We start from the raw sequence: 18290 nt of genomic DNA, 5'->3' as shown, positions 1-18290 counted from the left end.
TATAAAAAGAAGAATTAGCACTCATCTAAGAAGAGTGCTAATCACGATGTGCTGGATAAGAAGGTTATTTTGAAAGGAGATTTATTTATTCATGGCCAAAAAAGAGTTTAAAGCCGAATCGAAAAGATTGCTGGAAATGATGATTAACTCCATTTATACACAACGGGAAATATTCCTGCGTGAGCTGATTTCCAATGCAAGTGATGCGATTGATAAGATCTATTACAAAGCATTAGCTGATGAAGGCCTGGTCTTCAATAAAGAGGATTATTATATTAAAGTGACCGCCGATAAGGCGAACAGAACCTTGACGATTTCCGATACAGGTATCGGGATGACACAAGAGGAGCTGGAGAATAACTTAGGTACAATCGCGAAGAGTGGATCTCTTGCTTTTAAGAAAGAGAACGAAGCTAAAGATGGCCACAACATCATCGGGCAGTTCGGGGTGGGCTTCTACGCTGCGTTTATGGTGGCTGATGACGTTATAGTGATCAGTAAGGCATTAGGCAGTGACGAGGCCTTTAAATGGGAGTCTAAGGGAGCTGACGGCTATACCATCGAGACTGTCGAGAAGGATTCTGTCGGCACTGATGTGATTTTGAAGATTAAAGAGAATACGGAAGAAGATCAATATGATGAATATTTGGAAGAATACCGCCTGAAATCCATCATTAAAAAATACTCCGACTTCATTCGTTTCCCAATTAAAATGGACGTGAAGGAGCAAAAGCCAAAAGAAGGCACGGAGAACGAGTTCGAAGAAGTTATTCAAGAACAAACCGTAAACAGCATGGTGCCTATCTGGCGCAAGAACAAAAGCGAGCTGACTACAGAAGACTATGATAACTTCTATGCAGAGAAACGTTACGGCTTCGATAAGCCGCTTAAACATATTCATATCAGTGCTGATGGTGCTGTAGTGTACAATGCAATCCTGTTCATTCCAGAAAATACGCCGTTTGACTATTACACAAAGGAATATGAAAAAGGTCTTGAGCTCTATTCCAATGGTGTGCTGATTATGAACAAATGTGCGGATCTGCTGCCTGATTACTTCAGCTTTGTAAAAGGTATGGTGGACTCAGAGGATCTTTCCTTGAACATTTCCAGAGAGATGCTCCAGCATGACCGTCAGCTGACTCTGATCGCTAAGAACATTAAGAATAAAGTGAAAAGCCAACTGCAAAGCCTGCTGAAGGATGAAAGAGAGAAATATGAGCAGTTCTATAATGCTTTTGGCAGACAGCTTAAGTTTGGTGTCTATAACGATTATGGGATGCACAAAGACACCCTTCAAGATTTGTTGATGTTCTACTCCTCTAAGGAGAAGAAGCTGGTTACGCTGGACGAATACGTCTCAAGAATGCCAGAAGATCAGAAATATATCTACTATGCTTCCGGAGAGTCGATCGACAGAATCGAGAAGCTCCCGCAAACCGAGCTTGTATCGGATAAAGGGTATGAAATTCTCTACTTCACTGATGATATTGATGAATTTGCGATCAAGATGATTCAGTCTTATAAGGAAAAAGAATTTAAATCCGTATCCAGCGGAGATCTGGGGATCGAAGCCGACGAAGCGGACAAGCCAACGGAAGCGGAAGAGAACGAAAACAAGGAGCTTTTTGAAGCGATGAAGGACATCCTGTCCGGCAAAGTGAAAAATGTCAAAGCTTCCAAACGTTTAAAGACTCATCCGGTATGTCTCTCTGCTGAAGGTGAACTGACAATCGAGATGGAAAAAATCCTGAAATCGATGCCGAATGGCCAAGAGGTGCAAGCGGATAAGGTACTCGAAATCAACATCCATCACGAAGTGTTCCAGTCCTTGAAGGCGGCAGCAGAGAACGACAAAGAAAAGCTCGGTTTATACACGAACCTGCTGTACAACCAAGCCCTGTTGATCGAAGGTCTACAGGTTAGTGATCCTGTTCAGTTCACCAATGATATTTGCAAAATCATGAAATAATATGAAGTACAGAGACCATCCAATTGTATTATGATTGGGTGGTCTTTTTTATTTCAGTATTTCATTTTGTTGTGCGAAAAAGGTAGTAATCAATTTCAGAGTCATTATTTGTGCAACCGCTGATCGAATAGATAATTTCACCTTGTGTGCTTTTTTTACTCGTCACTTCGGAGCAGGTATCGGTTCTGACTCCTGTGTTGCTTCCACCAAATGCATCATTAGAAGTATCATAGCTGTAATTAATCACGTTACCGTCAAATTTTAAATCCTTAAATATGGGATCGCCTTCATCTGTGTAACTTGTAACGCGTATATTGTCTGCTTTTTTGCTGGAGAGATTAGTTATAAATTTCTCGAATTTATCGAGGTTGTACACTTTTTCAAAAGAAACAATATCCCCTCTACTGATGGCTTCTTTGGAAGTATAGGGTTCACTTTTGGGAACAGAATTAACTTTATTATCGGAACAACCCCATACTCCTGCTAGTAAAAGAACAGAGAGTGTAAGCAAATTTACTTTTTTCACTGAGGGACCTCCTTGTAACGTATTTATATAAAAGACGGAGATTAACTGGAAAAGTTACAGAGAGCTTGATGTTTCACATTGACAATAAACAACAAATTGAGTATTATTTTCTCTAACTTGAATATGTAAAAGCAAAGAAGAGAAAGAGTACCACGGCAATTCTTTCAACAGAGAGCTCCGGTCGCTGAAAAGGAGTAAAGAAAACCCTTGGGAATATGGTCTCAGAGCTGCGCATCGAAACCTTATGGGTTGTAGGCTGCGCCGGAACCTGCATCCGTTACAGTGCTAGGGTATAAACGTTAATTAACGTCGTACCTGAAGAGGTAAATGTCATGAGGCATTTATAAAATTAGGTGGTAACACGTGAGTAGAACTCTCGCCCTTTGTGGATGGGAGTTTTTTGTTGTCTAAAAAAAGGAGGAGAAGGTTAATGAGTAATGTGTTTATAGGTGGCGCTTGGCCGTATGCGAATGGATCTTTACATCTGGGGAGATTATCAAGTGTGTTGCCTGGGGATGTGCTGGCACGATATTTTCGCTCCAAAGGGGATAACGTATTATATGTATCAGGCAGTGATTGCCATGGCACACCCGTAGCAGTTCAGGCTGCGAATGAAGGGATTACGCCGGGAGCTTTTGCAAGCAGATATCATGAAGAGTTTCTGAAGTGTTTTGAACAGCTGGGATTTAGTTATGATCTATATACTCGAACGGATCAACAGCAGCATCATAAGGTTGTGCAAGCGTTGTTTACAAAGCTGCTAGAGAATGGTCATTTATATAAAAAAACCATTGCGCAATGTTACTGCGAGGTGGATCAGCGCTTTTTGCCAGACAGATATGTGGAAGGGACTTGTCCGGTATGTGGTGAGCGGGCGCGAGGGGATCAATGTGATTATTGTTCTACGATTCTAGATCCTGCCGATTTGTTAGACAGAGTCTGCAAATTATGTGGGAATACACCAACAGAAAGGCCGACAGAACATTATTATCTTAGCTTATCTAATTTTCAGTCTGAATTAACGGAATATGTAGAGGAAGCACAATTTTGGAGAGAAAACGCTATAAAACTGACTAAACGTTATTTAAAAGAAGAGCTGCAGGACCGCGCGGTAACAAGAGACTTGTCTTGGGGTGTAGATGTTCCTGTGGCTGGATTTGAAGATAAAAAAATTTATGTTTGGATTGAGGCGGTAAGTGGTTATTTATCAGCCAGTAAGCAGTGGGCTGCACAGTCCGGAGGAAACTGGGAGGATTTTTGGTTAGAGGAAAAAGGGGCGATTACCGCTTATTATGTGCATGGTAAAGACAATATTCCATTTCACACTTTAATATGGCCGGCTGTGTTATTAGGAGCAGGAGGTCTGCATTTACCGGACAGGATTATATCTAGCGAATATTTAACCCTTGAAGGGCAGAAATTCTCCACTAGCCGAAATTGGGCGGTCTGGGTACCTGATATTTTAGAGCGGTATCAGCCAGATTCTATTCGTTATTTCTTAATTGCCAATGGACCTGAGAAGCGGGACACGGATTTTTCCTGGAGAGAGTTTATTTATAGCCATAATGGAGAGCTGCTTGGAGCATTTGGTAACTTAGTGAACCGTTCATTGGCTTTTGTAGAAAAGTTTTATGAAGGGAAAGTGCCAAATGGGCAATTAGATAAGGGGTGGAAGGACAATATTGACCTCTTGTATCTGGAATCAGGACGGCTTATTGAGGCTGGGAATCTAAAAGATGCGCTGGAGTTTATTTTTTCTTATGTGCGCAAGGCAAACCAGTATTTCGATCTGCAAAAACCATGGATACGGATAAAAGAGGATCAGGTTTCTTGTGATTCTGCAATATACACATGTGTGCAGATTATTGCGAACTTAGCGAATTTGTTGCATCCGTTTCTACCGTTCTCTTGTGACAAGATCAGGGGGTTCCTGTCGTTAGAACTACCGAATTGGCAGCCTTGCTCGGTGCCCCCTTACCAACAGGTTACTGATTTACAATTATTGTTTGAACGAATTGATATTAGCCGTATTAAAGAAGAAGAGGATAGGCTAGATCAACAGCAAGTGAATAAATAGAGCTGGTATTTATCCATTCCTGAAGCTTTCAATAAACTTGGAAGCCAATGATGATAAGTATTTATCCTTAATCCAGACGGCGGCGACCCGCGTGCGTAGTGATTCACTACTGATTTCTTTATAGACCAAATTACGGTTACTCGTTAATTCGAAAGCGGATTTGGGGATGATTCCAATGCCAAGACCAGCGTTTGCCCAGAGCAATGTTGTTCTAGCATCATCATTCATACAGAAAATCAGCGGATCAAAGCCGTTCTCAAGACATGTTTCCCGGATAAGCTGCTCAAAACGGCGGTAGATAATAAGCGGCTTATCCTTTAGCTCACCGATCTCAATAAAGGTTTCATCCGTTTTCCAGTCATACTCAGGTGTCATTACGGCAATCATAGGTTCAGCTTGTGTGTAAAGACATTCTAAATTTGTACCATTAAAGGGTGTCCTAACAATTCCGACTTCGACAATACCTTTATTCAGGAGGTCAATGATTCTAAAGGTATTTCCTTCATGAATCTCAAATTTCACACCTTTATACGTTTTGTGGAACTCACATAGCCGATCTTGAAGCAACGTAGCTCCAGAGGAGGAAACTGTACCAATGGCTAGGGTTCCTTTTAAACCTTTGACAAAATCAGTGAGCTCACGGGCAGTGGAATCTGCCAGCTCCAGAATTTGTTGGGCACGGTCCCGCAAAATAGCTCCAGCTTCAGTGAGCTGCACGCTGCGTGGACCTCGTTCCACTAGCTTTACACCGAGTTCTTCCTCTAGGAGCTTTAGCTGCTGGCTCAGCGGAGGCTGGGCCATTTGCAGTTTTTTGGCTGCAGATGTAATCTGTCCTTCCTCAGCTATCGCCATAAAATATTTAAGTTGTCTAATATCCATATAAAAATCCTCCGAACTTGAGATATGCTAATCGTATGGGAGCGATACGAATCCAATATTATTAATATGTGAGTAGATATGCCATAATCATAACTGTTCTTATACATATTTCAAGTGGTTAAATACTTCTTATGTTGGGTGTGGATGAATTTGTTCAAAATTGCAGTATATTTAAAGCCGTACAAAAAAGAAGCGATCATTGGACCGATCTTCAAACTGATGGAAGCGATTCTGGAGCTGATTTTGCCTACCATTGTCGCATTGATCATCAACAACGGGGTTGGTAATCATGACAGCGCCTATGTTTACCGCATGGGTGGCCTAATGGTGCTGATGTCACTGCTTGGCTTCGGCTGCTCCATGGTATGCCAATACTATGCAGCCCGGGCTTCACAGGGATTCGGTACGACACTACGCAATAAGATGTTTAGACATATCACCTCTTTGTCGTATGCTGAGCTGGATACCTTAGGTACGCCTACACTGATTAATCGGATTACCAATGATGTAAACCAGCTGCAAATTGCTGTGGCTATGCTAATTCGTCTAGTTATTCGTGCGCCGTTTATCTGCATCGGGGCTATCCTAATGTCCATGATTTTGGATTTTAGATTATCGCTGATTCTAATAGCGGCAACACCGGTTTTTGGCATTATTTTATATTTTATTATCACCCGCAGTGCTCCTTTGTACCGAAAATACCAGCAGAAGCTGGATGCCCTTGCGCTCGTACTAAGTGAGAATTTGTCGGGGATTCGAGTAATTCGTGCTTTTGCCAAAAGACGTACAGAAAAAGAACGTTTTGATGCTTCGTCCGATGATTTGACTACTACAGCGATCCGGGTTTCGCGGATATCTGCTTTGCTTGGGCCGATGACTACACTTGTAGTAAATGCGGCGATCATTGCTATTTTGTGGGTAGGCGGAATTCATATCGATGGGGGCCGATTGTCTCAAGGGGAGATCATTGCCTTCATCAATTACATCACTCAAATCTTGCTGGCGCTGATAGTGGTCTCCAACTTGGTCATTATTTTTACCAAAGCCTCATCCTCAGCTAATCGTGTAAATGAAGTGCTGGGTGTTAAGGTCTCCGTGTCTGAGGAAGGAAATGCTGTGATTGCTGAACCTGACCATGCTGCCCCTGCTATACAATTCGATCACGTATCCTTTGGGTATAATACGACAGGTGAATCGGCATTAGAGGATATATCTCTAGTAATTAATCGCGGAGAGACCGTGGGCCTGATTGGCAGTACGGGTTCAGGTAAGTCTACTTTTGTGAATTTGATCCCTCGTTTTTATGATGCGGTGCAAGGTGAAGTAAAAGTGGATGGTGTGAATGTCCGAGATTATAAGCTGCATCAACTTCGTGAGAAGATCGGGATTGTACCGCAGAAAGCTGTGCTGTTTACAGGAACGATCGCTGAGAATATACGTTGGGGCAAGGAAGATGCAACTGAGGAAGAAATCATGCAGGCAGCCTCTATTGCTCAAGCGGAGGAGTTTATACGTAAATTAACTGAAGGGTTGAATACGCAAGTATCTCGTGGGGGATTAAATTTATCCGGTGGACAAAAGCAGCGCTTAACCATAGCTCGTGCAGTAGTAGGAAAGCCATCGATTCTTATTTTGGATGACTCCTCCAGTGCGCTGGATTTCTCCACAGATGCGGCACTTCGAAAGGCTCTCAAAGAGAGCAGTCAGGAAATGACCGTACTCCTTGTCTCGCAGAGGGTAAGCACTGTAAGACAAGCGGATAAAATAATGGTATTTGAGGAAGGGCGGATCGCCGGTGTCGGAACCCATGAGGAACTGATGCGTGGTTGTGAAGAGTATAAAGAAATCTGCCTGTCCCAGCTATCAAGTGAGGAGTCGGGCCAATGAACAAAAACAACATTTGGAAAAGACTTATTGTATACACAGGGCATTATAAAAAAATAGCTATAGGTGCAGTAATCTGCGCAATACTCAGTGTGATTGCCAGTCTAATTGGCCCGCTGCTCATCGGCAGCGCCATCGATTTTATGATCGGGCCGGGAGAGGTTGATTTTGACGCCGTACTTAGACTGCTTTTGATTCTGGCAGGGGTGTATATTGTCGGCAGCTTTTTCGGATGGCTTCTTACCTACCTGACTAATCGAATTGCCTATCGGACTGTATATGACTTACGGCGGGAGCTTTTTGATAAATTAAATGTTTTGCCGTTAAAATTTCACGATAACCACCCGCAAGGGGACAGCATCAGCCGGTTTGTTAATGACATGGATGCGGTCTCTGATGGACTGCTGCAAGGCTTCTCAACACTGCTCACGGGGATCATCACTATCGTGGGGGCAATTGTACTTATGTTGTACATTAGTCCTTTAATGACCCTAGTTGTTCTTCTGTCAGCACCCGTTACATTTTTTGTGGCAAGATTCATTACGATGCGCTCCCAGAAGATGTTTAAGGAGCAGGCTAAAATTCTGGGCGGTCTCAACGGATACGTGGAGGAAATGATTGGCGGACAAAAAGTGGTCACAGCTTATCATTTTGAAGACCGTGCACTGATCCAGTTTGAAGAACGAAACGAGACTTTGTACCAGACTGGCGTGAAATCACAATTTTACGGTTCCTTGTCCAATCCGACAACACGGTTAGTAAATAATATTACCTTCTCTGTTATCGCGATGATCGGTAGTGTTATGGTGATTCGCGGGCTTGTGACGGTAGGGGATTTGTCCAGCTTTTTGATCTTCTCCAACTTGTTCGCTAAGCCGTTTAATGAAATTACAGGTGTGATTACGCAGCTTCAATCGGCAACGGCATCAGCGCAGCGGATCTTCGCCATTCTAGACCTCTCGCCTGAACCAGCGGATGCAACAGACGCCAAAATTATGAATACAAGCCAAGGGACGATTACCTTTGAAAAAGTATCCTTTGCTTATAATCCTGAACGTCCTCTGATTAATGATTTCAGTCTGGAAGTGAAACCAGGTACCCGGGTTGCAATTGTAGGGCAGACGGGAGCGGGGAAGACCACACTGGTTAATCTGCTTATGCGTTTTTATGATGTGGATAAGGGTTCCATCAAGATTGACGGTGTGGATATCAAGACGATTACCCGTGACAGTCTGCGGCGTAATTTCGGGATGGTGTTGCAGGACACCTGGCTGTTTGGCGGCACGATTAGAGAAAATATTGCCTACGGCAAACCTGAGGCTACCGAAGAAGAGGTCATCGCTGCTGCTAAGGCTGCAAATGCTCATAGCTTCATTAAACGCCTGCCTGAGGGATATGATACAAAGATCAGTGGCTCAGGAGATAATTTGTCGCAAGGACAAAAGCAGCTGCTTACCATAGCACGAGTGATGCTCGTAGATCCGCCTATGCTCATTTTGGATGAAGCCACCAGCAGTATTGATACGCTGACTGAGGTACGGATTCAGAAGGCTTTTCTAAAAATGATCGCTGGTCGGACCAGCTTTGTAATTGCTCACCGTTTGTCAACGATTCGAGAATCGGATCTCATTCTTTTCATGAAGGACGGAGACATTGTCGAAAGTGGCACGCATGACCAACTCCTAGCCAGCGGTGGATATTACGCCAGATTATATAACAGTCAGTTCGCATCAGCTTAGACTTTGCATTTAGAAAAAGAGCATTCAATCCCGAATTTGGGGATGAATGCTTTTTTTGGTTGTGTTAGTTTTGTTTGGTTTGGGTGTAGCCCGCCGTCACCAAAGTAGTTTGCTTAACGTTCCAAAGTAGCTATCACATCGTCACCAAAGTAATTTGCTTACCGTTCCAAAATAGCTATCACATCGTCACCAAAGTAATTTGCTTATCATTCCAAAGTAATTGTTTACCCTTACGGACCGTATTGCAGCTAAATTGTGTTTTTGGCGCCTTTTTTCGAGGTAACGGACTGCATAGCGCTTATCTAGCTGAAATTGCAGGAAAAAGGAGTGGATATGGCAAAATAGCTGCATCTGAGTCCGAACGGAGTGGAAAAAGGCATGAATTTGCGAAATAAGGGCGCCTCGGTCCGATACGTTGCAATGGCAGCCACCACCAAAGGTAGATTGCTTCTGTTCTGGAGTAGAATGCTTAGAAAGTCGTTTGCTTAGCGTTCCAAAGTAGTTAGCTCATCGTCACTAAAGTAATTTGTTTACCGTTCCAAAGTAGTTTGTTTAGCCTTGCGGACCGTATTGCAGCTAAATGATGTTTTTGGTGCCTTTTTTCAAAGTAACGGACTGCATAGCACTTATTCGCCTGATTTTGCAGCAAAAAGGAGCGGATGTGGCACAATAGCTGCATCTGAGTCCGAACGGGGTGGAAAAGAGCGTGAATTTGCGAAATAAGGGCGCCTCGGTCCGATACGTAGCAATGGCTGCCACTACCAAAGGTAGATTGCTTCTGATCCGGAGTAGAATGATTAGAAAGTAGTTCGCTTAGCGTTCCAAAGTTAACTATCTCATCGTCACCAAAGTAGTTTGTTTGTCCTTACGGACCGTGCTGCACTTAATCGTAATTTTATCCCACCCGTTAGAGGTGAAATTCTCAAAATAAAATATTTGCAAACGAATGAACTATCTGGACGGGCTAAACGTATTATAAGAAACGTATATTGAAGACGACGAAGCTACAGTAAATATGGCATATTGAGAGTGTTATGAGATTGGAAGGGGAGTGGCAAGATGTTGACAATCAAACATTTTACCAAAAGCTATAAGGGTGGCAAGAAGGCGGTAAATGATCTGAATTTGGTGGTCGAAAAAGGTGATATCTACGGCTTTATCGGTCATAACGGTGCAGGGAAAACAACGACTATCCGAGCAGTGGTCGGAGTTTTAGATTTTGAGGAGGGGGATATCGAGATTGGTGGGTACTCCATTAAAAAAGATCCCTTAGCCTGCAAAGCGATTACTGCGTATATTCCAGATAATCCGGATTTATACGATCATCTGACGGGCATTCAGTACTTGAATTTTATTGGTGATCTTTTTAGCGTATCGAAAGCGGATCGGGAGTTACTGATAAAGAAATATAGCGATGAATTTGAGATTACCTCTAATCTGGGGGATTTGATCTCCGCGTATTCTCATGGTATGAAACAGAAACTCGCGATTATCTCTGCGCTTATTCATAAACCGAAGCTGCTAGTTCTGGATGAACCCTTTGTGGGACTTGATCCAAAAGCGGCACACACGCTCAAGAGAATTATGGCGGAGATTTGCAGCCAGGGCAGTGCGATCTTTTTTTCGACGCATGTACTGGACGTGGCCGAGAAGCTCTGCAATAAGATCGCCATTATCAAAGCGGGTGAATTGATCACTCATGGGAAAACAGAAAAGGTGAAGGGTGACAGCAGCCTCGAAGATGTGTTTTTGGAGTTGATAAAACATGATTAATATCTGGAGATTGACGAAAATTCAGCTAATCTCATCCTTTGGGTTAAATAAAGCTTTGCATACACGAGATATGAAAGAAAGACGAAAAATGCTTTTGCTGAGCATCGGTATCTTAATAGGGATTGTCATGATGGCAGTGGTTTCGTTTGGATATAGCTTCATGATAGCAGAGACCCTTGAACAGATAGGCCGGCCAGAGCTGCTGCTTGCGATTATGATGGCTGTTACTTGCTTGATTGGATTTTTTACAACGATCTATAAGGCGAGTGGGGTATTATTTGGGTCCAAAGATTACGATCTCGTAATGTCGCTGCCTATCAAAACGAGCCATATCGTAGCAAGCCGTGTAGTTCAGCTCTACGTGCTGAATATACTGTTCTCATTGATGGTGATGGTGCCAGCAGGTGTAGTTTATGCAATAAAGGTAAATCCGGCAGTAGTGTATTATTTATTTTTCATGATAACGCTGCTATTTATCCCATTAGTGCCGATCATTGCTGCAACGATTATAGGGGCATTGATTAGTTGGATTTCCTCACGGTTTAAAGGAAGTCGTTTAATAAGTCTCATTCTGACTTTTGCCGTAATCATTGTTATTATTTTGGGTTCAAGCCAAATGAATGGGAATGACCCGCAGTTAATTGCAGATATGAGCACACAAATTGGCGATCAAATCTTTAACTTATATCCTTTGACGGTCATGTATGTAGATGCTGTCTGCTCGTATCAGGTAGCTCCTTTACTATTATTTATAGGAATTTCATTACTTTCTTTTATGCTGTTTACCCTTATTCTTGGCAGCAAATATAAAGCAATACACACAGGCCTTACGACTTCTTACTCAAAGAATAAGTATCAAATGAGGTCACTTGCAGTCTCTTCACCGCTTTACACATTGTATAAAAAAGAGCTGCGCCGCTATTTCAGTTCTTCTATATATGTGCTAAATACAAGTATTGGTATGGTAATGCTACTTGTCATGGCGATCACCTTACTGTTTGTTAGCTCAGAGCAATTAGGAAAGATTATTGAGATACCAGAACTCTCTAATTATCTAAGCAGATTGGCGCCACTATTTGTTTCCCTCTTTGTAGCATTAAGCTGTACGACCTCGAGTTCGATTTCGCTTGAAGGTAACCATATTTGGATTTTAAAAAGCGCTCCCGTTCCGACAAAAACTATATTATTAAGTAAAATCGCAGTGAATCTCACCATTACTGTGCCGATTGTGATTGTTAGTAGTGTGCTTCTTATGATTTCTCTGGGCACTGGCTGGATGGAGAGCTTGTTATTGCTAATAATCCCCGTCCTATACGCTTGTCTTACCGCAATGGTAGGTGTGATCGTAAACTTGAAGCTTCCTAAACTGGAGTGGACCAATGAAGTCTCTGTAATTAAACAAAGTGCTTCGGTCCTTGTAGCGATGATTATAGGATTTATCAGCTTGCTGATTCCATTTGGTTTGAGTTTTCTTTTATCTGATCTAAATGGTAATCTCGTTATGTTAGGTATTGGTGTGGTGATATTAGTGGCGTGTGGAGTGATGTATAGATACATCCAGTCCACAGGAGAATTTTTATTTCGGGCTCTTTAAAAAAAGGGCATTCCAAAAGCCGAAATTGGCTGCTGGGATGCCCTTTTTTTTGTGCAAGATTTATTTTCGTGAAAAATCCCTAAGTTCTACCGTCGCTCTTGTTGTTCTTGTTGTTCTTGTTGTTCTTGTCGCTCATTAGCTAACTGTTCAATTCCGCCCACCATTATTTTTAGACCTGTATAGAACATCTTATCGGAGCCAATTTCATTAAAAATATTGTTTTCGTACATTCGTTTTATAACATTAGGTCCATCCCCGGTTAAGTGCTCAAGCGATTGTTTAAAAACCACTCTAGCATCTCCATTAGGTTCATTTTTCATGGCTAAGTCTATTCGATCCTGCTCATATTTGTCCAATTCGAATGAGATTACATAGTTTAACACGCATGCAATCAAGGAGAATTTATCACTATCGCTTAAAGGAAGATGATCCACGATCTGAAGCAAAGTATTCAGTAAAGATAGATAATTAGGTTCAGAAGGCAAGGTTCTCATCATCAGCTGAGCCGAGCAAGGATACTTATGTAAAACCCCACGAATTCGGTCCACAAAATTAAATAACTGTTCTTGCCAAGTACCTTCGAGATTCGCAGTTTCGAGGGCTTCTTTGGCGACCTCATTAGCAAGCGTCTGGAAAATGCTCTGTTTACTCTTAAAATGCCAATACAGAGAGGCGGCTTGTATTTTTAGTAGTTCTGCTAATTTACGCATACTAAATGCCTCTATGCCGATATCATCCAACAGCACCCAAGAAGCTTTTATTATATCTTGTTCAGTGATTTGCAGATTTTTGATTCTCATCGAAACGACCTCCTGTTACTGTCTTTCTTTATCATAAGCGAAGATGAATGGCTGGTCTACCATCGTTAGATTACTGCTTTATCTTACACTGTTAGATATTTTTATTTACAAGCAAATAAACGGGTGCTATATTAATCTTACACTGTTAGTTTAAAGGTGCGATTTTTTAAAAAAAGGAGGCAGCAGTTAGCAATTTTATTAGTAAAAATTAAAAAGGATGTGTATAGACCCATGAGTAATCTTCAAGTGGAACAATCCCAATCAGTCACCAAAGAATTTTCTATAAAAGCAATACTTCCCGTAATACTGGCACTTATAACAGGAATGCTGCTGGTTATGCTCGACAGTACAATTATGAATGTAGCGATCCCGCAGCTTGAAAAAACCTTTGATGCCAGCCTAAAAACAATACAGTGGGCCATTACGGGTTATACGCTGGCTTTATCCGTAATTATCCCATTGGCCGGTTGGTTCTCGGATAAGTTCACTGCCAAACGTGTTTTTTTAGCTTCGATCGTATTGTTTACCATAGGTTCTTTATTATGCTCTATGGCACAATCCACAACAGAGCTGATAATCTTTCGTATTTTGCAGGGATTAGGCGGAGGGATGATTGCTCCAATTGGTATGGCTATGTCATTCAAAATCGCACCTCCCGATAAAAGAGGTTCAATCATGGGATTGCTTGGACTACCGATGTTAATTGCGCCTGTTCTTGGTCCTGTACTGTCAGGATGGCTGTTGGAATATGCCAGCTGGCATTGGATTTTTCTGATTAATGTTCCCATTGGCATTATTGCAATGATTGTTGGAGTGAAATTTCTTCCGGTAATAGAGAAGGGGAATAAAGCTAAATTGGATATTTGGGGTGTGATTTTATCACCGCTCGCCTTCTCCAGCTTGGTATTTGGGGTGCATAGAGGGGGAGTAGATGGCTGGGGGGATCGTATAACGATTATATCTCTTGCGTTCAGCTTCATTGCTTTAGCCTTGTTTATTTTCGTGGAATTGCGCCAAAAAGAACCGTTATTGGAACTTCGCTCTTTTCGATCTCTAGAATTTAGTAAAGGTATGATTTTGACCTGGATTAATCAGTTCGCCTTATTTGGTTCGATTCTGTTAATTCCAATTTTTTTGCAGCAGGTCAGAGGTTTTTCTTCCTTTGAATCGGGGCTTTTAGTAATTCCCCAAGCATTAATATCCTTTGCTGGCATGATTATTGGAGGAAAGTTATTTGATAAGTATGGAGCTCGGCCCGTTGTGTTCTCTGGACTTGTGCTGCTGTCCACCGGACTCTTTCTCTTGTCACGTTTACAAAATGATACAAGTGTATACGTTATGATCAGTTATTTTGCCATTATGGGACTTGGCCAAGGATTAACTACTATGCAGCTCGGTACACATGTGCTTAAGGCCGCTCCGAAGGATCTGATCAGCCGTGTTACCCCACTTACTGCCTCTGCGCAACAAATTGTGGGTTCCTTTGCTGTCGCTATAATGTCGGGCTTATTGACTTCCAATATAGCTACACATATGAGTCAAGGGAATCAGAAACTACCCTCAGCGGCTATGGTTGCAGGATTCCACGACACGTTCCTAGTTTCATTGGGCTTGGCGCTGTGTGGTGTGGTTCTTAGTCTCTTTTTGCGTAATCCGAAGAGCTGATCCTATCGTACTCTACCAATATTTTAGCGATGTTTATTGATTGTATCCTTGGTATAATTCAAAGATTGATAACCAAGGGGGAATCTCTTAACCCGTGAAAAATATATTTGCTAGATTTACTATAATAACCCTCGCTGTCGTGCTAGCCGCCGGAGTATTTATTCAGCATATATCGGCCGATAACGGGGTTCCTTTTGACGATATAAACACTAGTTATGCAAAAAAAGAAATCATAGATTTATATAACCGGAATATATTAACTGGCACCTCGAATACTAAATTTTCACCTACTCAATCGATTACTAGAGCTGAATTTATAACAGTTCTTGATCGACTGTTGAAGCTTGATCCAGCGTTGAGTCCGGTATCTCCTTATACCGACGTAGCCAAAAGCGCTTGGTATTACGGCTGGATTCAGGCTGCGGTTCAGCTTGAACTGGCGAACGGCACTTCGGCAACTACTTTTGCACCCGCAAAAGCAGTCACTCGGCAGGAAGCGGCTGTGTGGATAGCCAAAGCTCTAAAGCAAACAAACACTGCAACTGCCGCACAAACTAATTTTAAGGATCGGCAACAAATTGCTAGCTGGGCAAGTGCTGCTGTTGCTAAGGTTAATGACCGCGGATTAATGAAAGGCGATAATAGCGGGAATTTTCGACCCGCGGACCCGATAACCAGGCAAGAGACGGCAGTGCTGATGGATCGGGTGCTGCAACATACAAGCTGGGCGGCAGAGCTGGAAAGTAATCCGGACAAACGTATTGTTATAGGCTGGCAGTATGGTCTCACGACGGCAAAATTTGAGAATCATGTTCTGCAATCGAACGTCAACACATTATCACCACGTTGGTATTATGTTGGGAAAACAGGGGCAGTAACGGATTCGACAGACGCCTCGCTGGTAACTTGGGCAAAAAAGAATAAAAAGCAAGTCTGGGCGATGGTTGGCAATCGATCGGATCAAGAAGCGACGCATCAGATGCTGTTGAGTACAACCGCAAGGAATACGGCAGTTAATCAGTTAGCTGCTTTAGTGAGTAAATATGGATTAGATGGACTAAATATAGATTTTGAAAATGTAGCGGCCGAAGATCGTGTGTATTTGACTTCGTTTATTACTTTATTAGCCGAGAAAATGCGTTCGCTAGATGTTATCCTGTCGATGGATGTATCTCCTGATCTTGGAACGGATTGGACAGAAGCTTTTGACTATGCTGCCCTAGGCAAGCAAGTGAATTATATGGTGATGATGGGTTATGATGAGCATTATGACGGGAGTCAAGTTCCGGGGTCCAATGCCTCGCTTTCTTATGATCAAAAGGCTGTGAATACAATCCTAAAAGTTGTACCTAGTCAAAAAGTTATATTGGCATTGCCCTTATATAATCGGGATTGGACATTGAACCAGAAGGGGACGGTTTTATCCTCTCAATATATTACGCTTCCGGAGCAAAATCAGATTATCAGCAGCTATGCATCGAGACCCGTGTGGAATCCTTCGCTGGGACAATATGTCGCGGGCTACTCGAAACAAGCTATAAAACATACGATCTGGATTGAGGATGGGCGTTCATTAATAACAAAATACAACTTAGCGGTTACTAAAAAACTAGCTGGAGTAGCTTATTGGTATATAGGCGGAGAAAGCTCTGATGTATGGTCCAGCTTAAGGAATGCAGAGAAATTTTACGATTATACTTTTTAAAAATATGAAAGACTGGATGCGAATAGCCGCTTAGCTATATTGCTGTCCAGTCTTTTTATTGGGTTACTAAGGCATAGCTGGTAGGATTAGATTAATTAAATCAGCCTCGCGTTACGTATTTTTTGAAGTTTTTCACGTTTAGAACTTTAACATTTTGAGCTAGAAGTTTCTTGTCGCTAACGACCCAAGTGTGATCTTTGGAGTTTTTTCTACGAATCGCAGCGAAGTTATACTTATTTCCTGCATAGATCTTAAAGCCCTGTGCAGCGCAATCAGCACAAAACTTAACGCATTCACCTTTATTCCAATCTGGAAAGGAAATCTGCTGGAAGACATTTCGTTTTACGAGTAGGGTCGCACCCTGAACATTGGTTACCTGTTTATTTTCCATATGAAGATAACGAAGCAAAAGTAGCTTCTTATCAGTTAAATACATATAGTGAGCTCGTTTTCCAACGATATCAGCTTTAGTTTTATGGAGGATGTTCATACTATCCGTTAAATAGTTGGCAGAGTAATAATCGTCGTCATCAAATTTAGCGATACAACTATAATTCGCTAAGTGCACACCAAAATTCAGACAAAACCCCAGTGAACGATATTCAGGTAGTTGATAGATCCGTACATTTTTATGTTTTTTTGCAGCATTTATATAGTCTTCTATTTTCAAGCTATCATTATTAATGATCACGATAAGCTCTTTAGATTTGAAATTCTGTCGTTGATAGTTATCAAATATTGTTTTAATACAATCCATTCGTTTTGTACAAGTTAGTATAGACACAGCAGATGAAGTAGATTCAGCAGTTAATTTCATAACGAAATCTTTGGACGGCGTCCAACAAAATTCCTGTAGTTTTTAATATTCCGGATGATCTTATGGTTAGCTATTAGTGTACTATCACTGATGATCCATGTATGTTTTGAAGAGTTTTTTCTACGTATGGCAACGAAGTTATTTTTACTTGCAGAATAAACCTTATAACCTTTCTTTTTGCTTCTGCTGCAAAAGAGATCATCCTCACCTACGTTTTTATTAGGAAATTTTACATGATCGAATACTTTTCGGTTGAAGACGAGCGTAGCGCCAGGGAGATGGGTAACCATTCGGTGTTCATCATTTGCGAAACGAAGAATCAAAGTCTTTGAACCTAGTAAATACATATAGTGAGCCCGTTTTCCAAGGATATCAGCTTTAGTTCTTTTTAAGGTCAGAATACTTTCCGTCAAATAATGAGGGGCATAGTAATCGTCGTCATCAAATTTGGCGATGGTATGATATTTGCATTTTGTTACGGCATAGTTTAAGCATGAACCGAGAGATTGCTGTTCAGGTTTACGATATATCTTAATATTTTTGTATTTTTTAGCTAAGGTTTGGTAGGGGGATAGTGGAATTTTATTATTATTGATAATAATGATAAGTTCTTTATTTGCATATCTTTGTCTGCTGAAATTTTGGAGTAGGTTGTTTAAATAATTATGGCGATTGGTACAGGTAATAATGGAAACACCTTGTTGCTTCGCTTTGTTGTGAGGTACAGCACTCATTTAACCAACCCCTCATATGCATTTTTGGGAAAAGTCTCATAATACGATATGTCCAAGTTAGGATAGAGTAACGGCATATCAACCTCTTAAAAGCAAAAATGGACTTGTTTAAAGAACACAAAACC

The 18290-nt window shown here is 41.7% G+C and carries 13 protein-coding genes and 1 other annotated feature; of the genes, 8 read left to right on the top strand and 5 right to left on the bottom strand.

Features of this window, described 5'->3' with window-relative positions:
- Positions 1-91 precede the first annotated feature (91 nt).
- Complete coding sequence (htpG, locus tag MHI15_RS01385) at positions 92-1972, top strand: molecular chaperone HtpG (RefSeq protein WP_076127889.1); 1881 nt, start codon at positions 92-94, stop codon at positions 1970-1972.
- 61 nt (positions 1973-2033) lie between these two features.
- On the opposite strand, the gene MHI15_RS01380 is transcribed toward htpG, so the two are convergent.
- Complete coding sequence (locus MHI15_RS01380; protein WP_076301612.1) at positions 2034-2498, bottom strand: DUF4362 domain-containing protein; 465 nt, start codon at positions 2496-2498, stop codon at positions 2034-2036.
- A gap of 125 nt (positions 2499-2623) precedes the next feature.
- Positions 2624-2885 (top strand) — a binding site (T-box leader).
- A gap of 43 nt (positions 2886-2928) precedes the next feature.
- Here MHI15_RS01380 and metG point away from each other — a divergent pair.
- A complete protein-coding gene (gene metG / locus MHI15_RS01375) occupies positions 2929-4575 on the top strand; it encodes a methionine--tRNA ligase (protein ID WP_341164063.1) in 1647 nt (548 codons plus the stop codon).
- 9 nt (positions 4576-4584) lie between these two features.
- Here the strand turns inward: metG and MHI15_RS01370 are convergent, their stop codons facing one another.
- Positions 4585-5454 (bottom strand): LysR family transcriptional regulator, encoded by an 870-nt coding sequence (locus MHI15_RS01370; protein ID WP_076179895.1) that lies wholly within the window; start codon positions 5452-5454, stop codon positions 4585-4587.
- 150 nt (positions 5455-5604) lie between these two features.
- Here MHI15_RS01370 and MHI15_RS01365 point away from each other — a divergent pair, with 150 nt between their 5' ends.
- The 4 genes from MHI15_RS01365 (at position 5605) to MHI15_RS01350 (ending at position 12444) form a co-directional block, all read left to right on the top strand.
- Positions 5605-7341 carry an ABC transporter ATP-binding protein gene (locus MHI15_RS01365; RefSeq protein ID WP_341164062.1) on the top strand — a complete coding sequence of 579 codons (1737 nt, stop codon included), beginning with the start codon at positions 5605-5607 and terminating at the stop codon, positions 7339-7341.
- Positions 7338-9077: an ABC transporter ATP-binding protein gene (locus MHI15_RS01360; protein ID WP_341164061.1), complete on the top strand. Its 1740-nt coding sequence runs from the start codon at positions 7338-7340 to the stop codon at positions 9075-9077. Before MHI15_RS01365 ends, MHI15_RS01360 begins: the two co-directional genes overlap by 4 nt.
- Positions 9078-10136: 1059 nt before the next feature.
- Complete coding sequence (locus MHI15_RS01355) at positions 10137-10850, top strand: ABC transporter ATP-binding protein (protein ID WP_341164060.1); 714 nt, start codon at positions 10137-10139, stop codon at positions 10848-10850.
- Entirely contained in the window at positions 10843-12444 is a 1602-nt protein-coding gene (locus tag MHI15_RS01350; RefSeq protein WP_341164059.1) for a hypothetical protein, read from the top strand. Before MHI15_RS01355 ends, MHI15_RS01350 begins: the two co-directional genes overlap by 8 nt.
- Positions 12445-12530: 86 nt before the next feature.
- Here the strand turns inward: MHI15_RS01350 and MHI15_RS01345 are convergent, their stop codons facing one another.
- Entirely contained in the window at positions 12531-13244 is a 714-nt protein-coding gene (locus MHI15_RS01345) for a TetR/AcrR family transcriptional regulator (RefSeq protein ID WP_341164058.1), read from the bottom strand.
- Positions 13245-13475: 231 nt separating this feature from the next.
- Here MHI15_RS01345 and MHI15_RS01340 point away from each other — a divergent pair, with 231 nt between their 5' ends.
- Both MHI15_RS01340 and MHI15_RS01335 read left to right on the top strand, forming a co-directional pair.
- Positions 13476-14909: an MDR family MFS transporter gene (locus tag MHI15_RS01340; protein ID WP_341164057.1), complete on the top strand. Its 1434-nt coding sequence runs from the start codon at positions 13476-13478 to the stop codon at positions 14907-14909.
- A 94-nt stretch (positions 14910-15003) separates the two neighbouring features.
- A complete protein-coding gene (locus MHI15_RS01335) occupies positions 15004-16614 on the top strand; it encodes an S-layer homology domain-containing protein (protein WP_341164056.1) in 1611 nt (536 codons plus the stop codon).
- A gap of 100 nt (positions 16615-16714) precedes the next feature.
- Here the strand turns inward: MHI15_RS01335 and MHI15_RS01330 are convergent, their stop codons facing one another.
- Positions 16715-17431: a glycosyltransferase family 2 protein gene (locus MHI15_RS01330; RefSeq protein WP_341164055.1), complete on the bottom strand. Its 717-nt coding sequence runs from the start codon at positions 17429-17431 to the stop codon at positions 16715-16717.
- Positions 17428-18165, bottom strand: coding sequence for a glycosyltransferase (locus MHI15_RS01325; protein WP_076280093.1), 738 nt, complete (start codon positions 18163-18165; stop codon positions 17428-17430). The genes MHI15_RS01330 and MHI15_RS01325 overlap by 4 nt, the downstream gene beginning before the upstream one ends.
- Positions 18166-18290 lie beyond the last annotated feature (125 nt).

The sequence above is a fragment of the Paenibacillus sp. FSL H7-0918 genome (assembly GCF_038007025.1).
In the GTDB taxonomy this organism is placed as follows: Bacteria; Bacillota; Bacilli; order Paenibacillales; family Paenibacillaceae; genus Paenibacillus_AQ; species Paenibacillus_AQ odorifer.
Note: the sequence above shows the minus strand (reverse complement) of the source record. Positions and strands in the feature narration are given on the sequence as shown.

What these genes read in the sequence shown, in the direction of transcription:
- MHI15_RS01345 (WP_341164058.1), bottom strand. Translation starts at nt 13,244, where the DNA reads ATGAGAATCAAAAATCTGCAAATCACTGAACAAGATATAATAAAAGCT.
- MHI15_RS01325 (WP_076280093.1), bottom strand. Translation starts at nt 18,165, where the DNA reads ATGAGTGCTGTACCTCACAACAAAGCGAAGCAACAAGGTGTTTCCATT.
- metG (WP_341164063.1), top strand. Translation starts at nt 2,929, where the DNA reads ATGAGTAATGTGTTTATAGGTGGCGCTTGGCCGTATGCGAATGGATCT.
- MHI15_RS01340 (WP_341164057.1), top strand. Translation starts at nt 13,476, where the DNA reads ATGAGTAATCTTCAAGTGGAACAATCCCAATCAGTCACCAAAGAATTT.
- MHI15_RS01355 (WP_341164060.1), top strand. Translation starts at nt 10,137, where the DNA reads ATGTTGACAATCAAACATTTTACCAAAAGCTATAAGGGTGGCAAGAAG.
- MHI15_RS01330 (WP_341164055.1), bottom strand. Translation starts at nt 17,431, where the DNA reads ATGAAATTAACTGCTGAATCTACTTCATCTGCTGTGTCTATACTAACT.
- MHI15_RS01350 (WP_341164059.1), top strand. Translation starts at nt 10,843, where the DNA reads ATGATTAATATCTGGAGATTGACGAAAATTCAGCTAATCTCATCCTTT.
- MHI15_RS01370 (WP_076179895.1), bottom strand. Translation starts at nt 5,454, where the DNA reads ATGGATATTAGACAACTTAAATATTTTATGGCGATAGCTGAGGAAGGA.
- htpG (WP_076127889.1), top strand. Translation starts at nt 92, where the DNA reads ATGGCCAAAAAAGAGTTTAAAGCCGAATCGAAAAGATTGCTGGAAATG.
- MHI15_RS01360 (WP_341164061.1), top strand. Translation starts at nt 7,338, where the DNA reads ATGAACAAAAACAACATTTGGAAAAGACTTATTGTATACACAGGGCAT.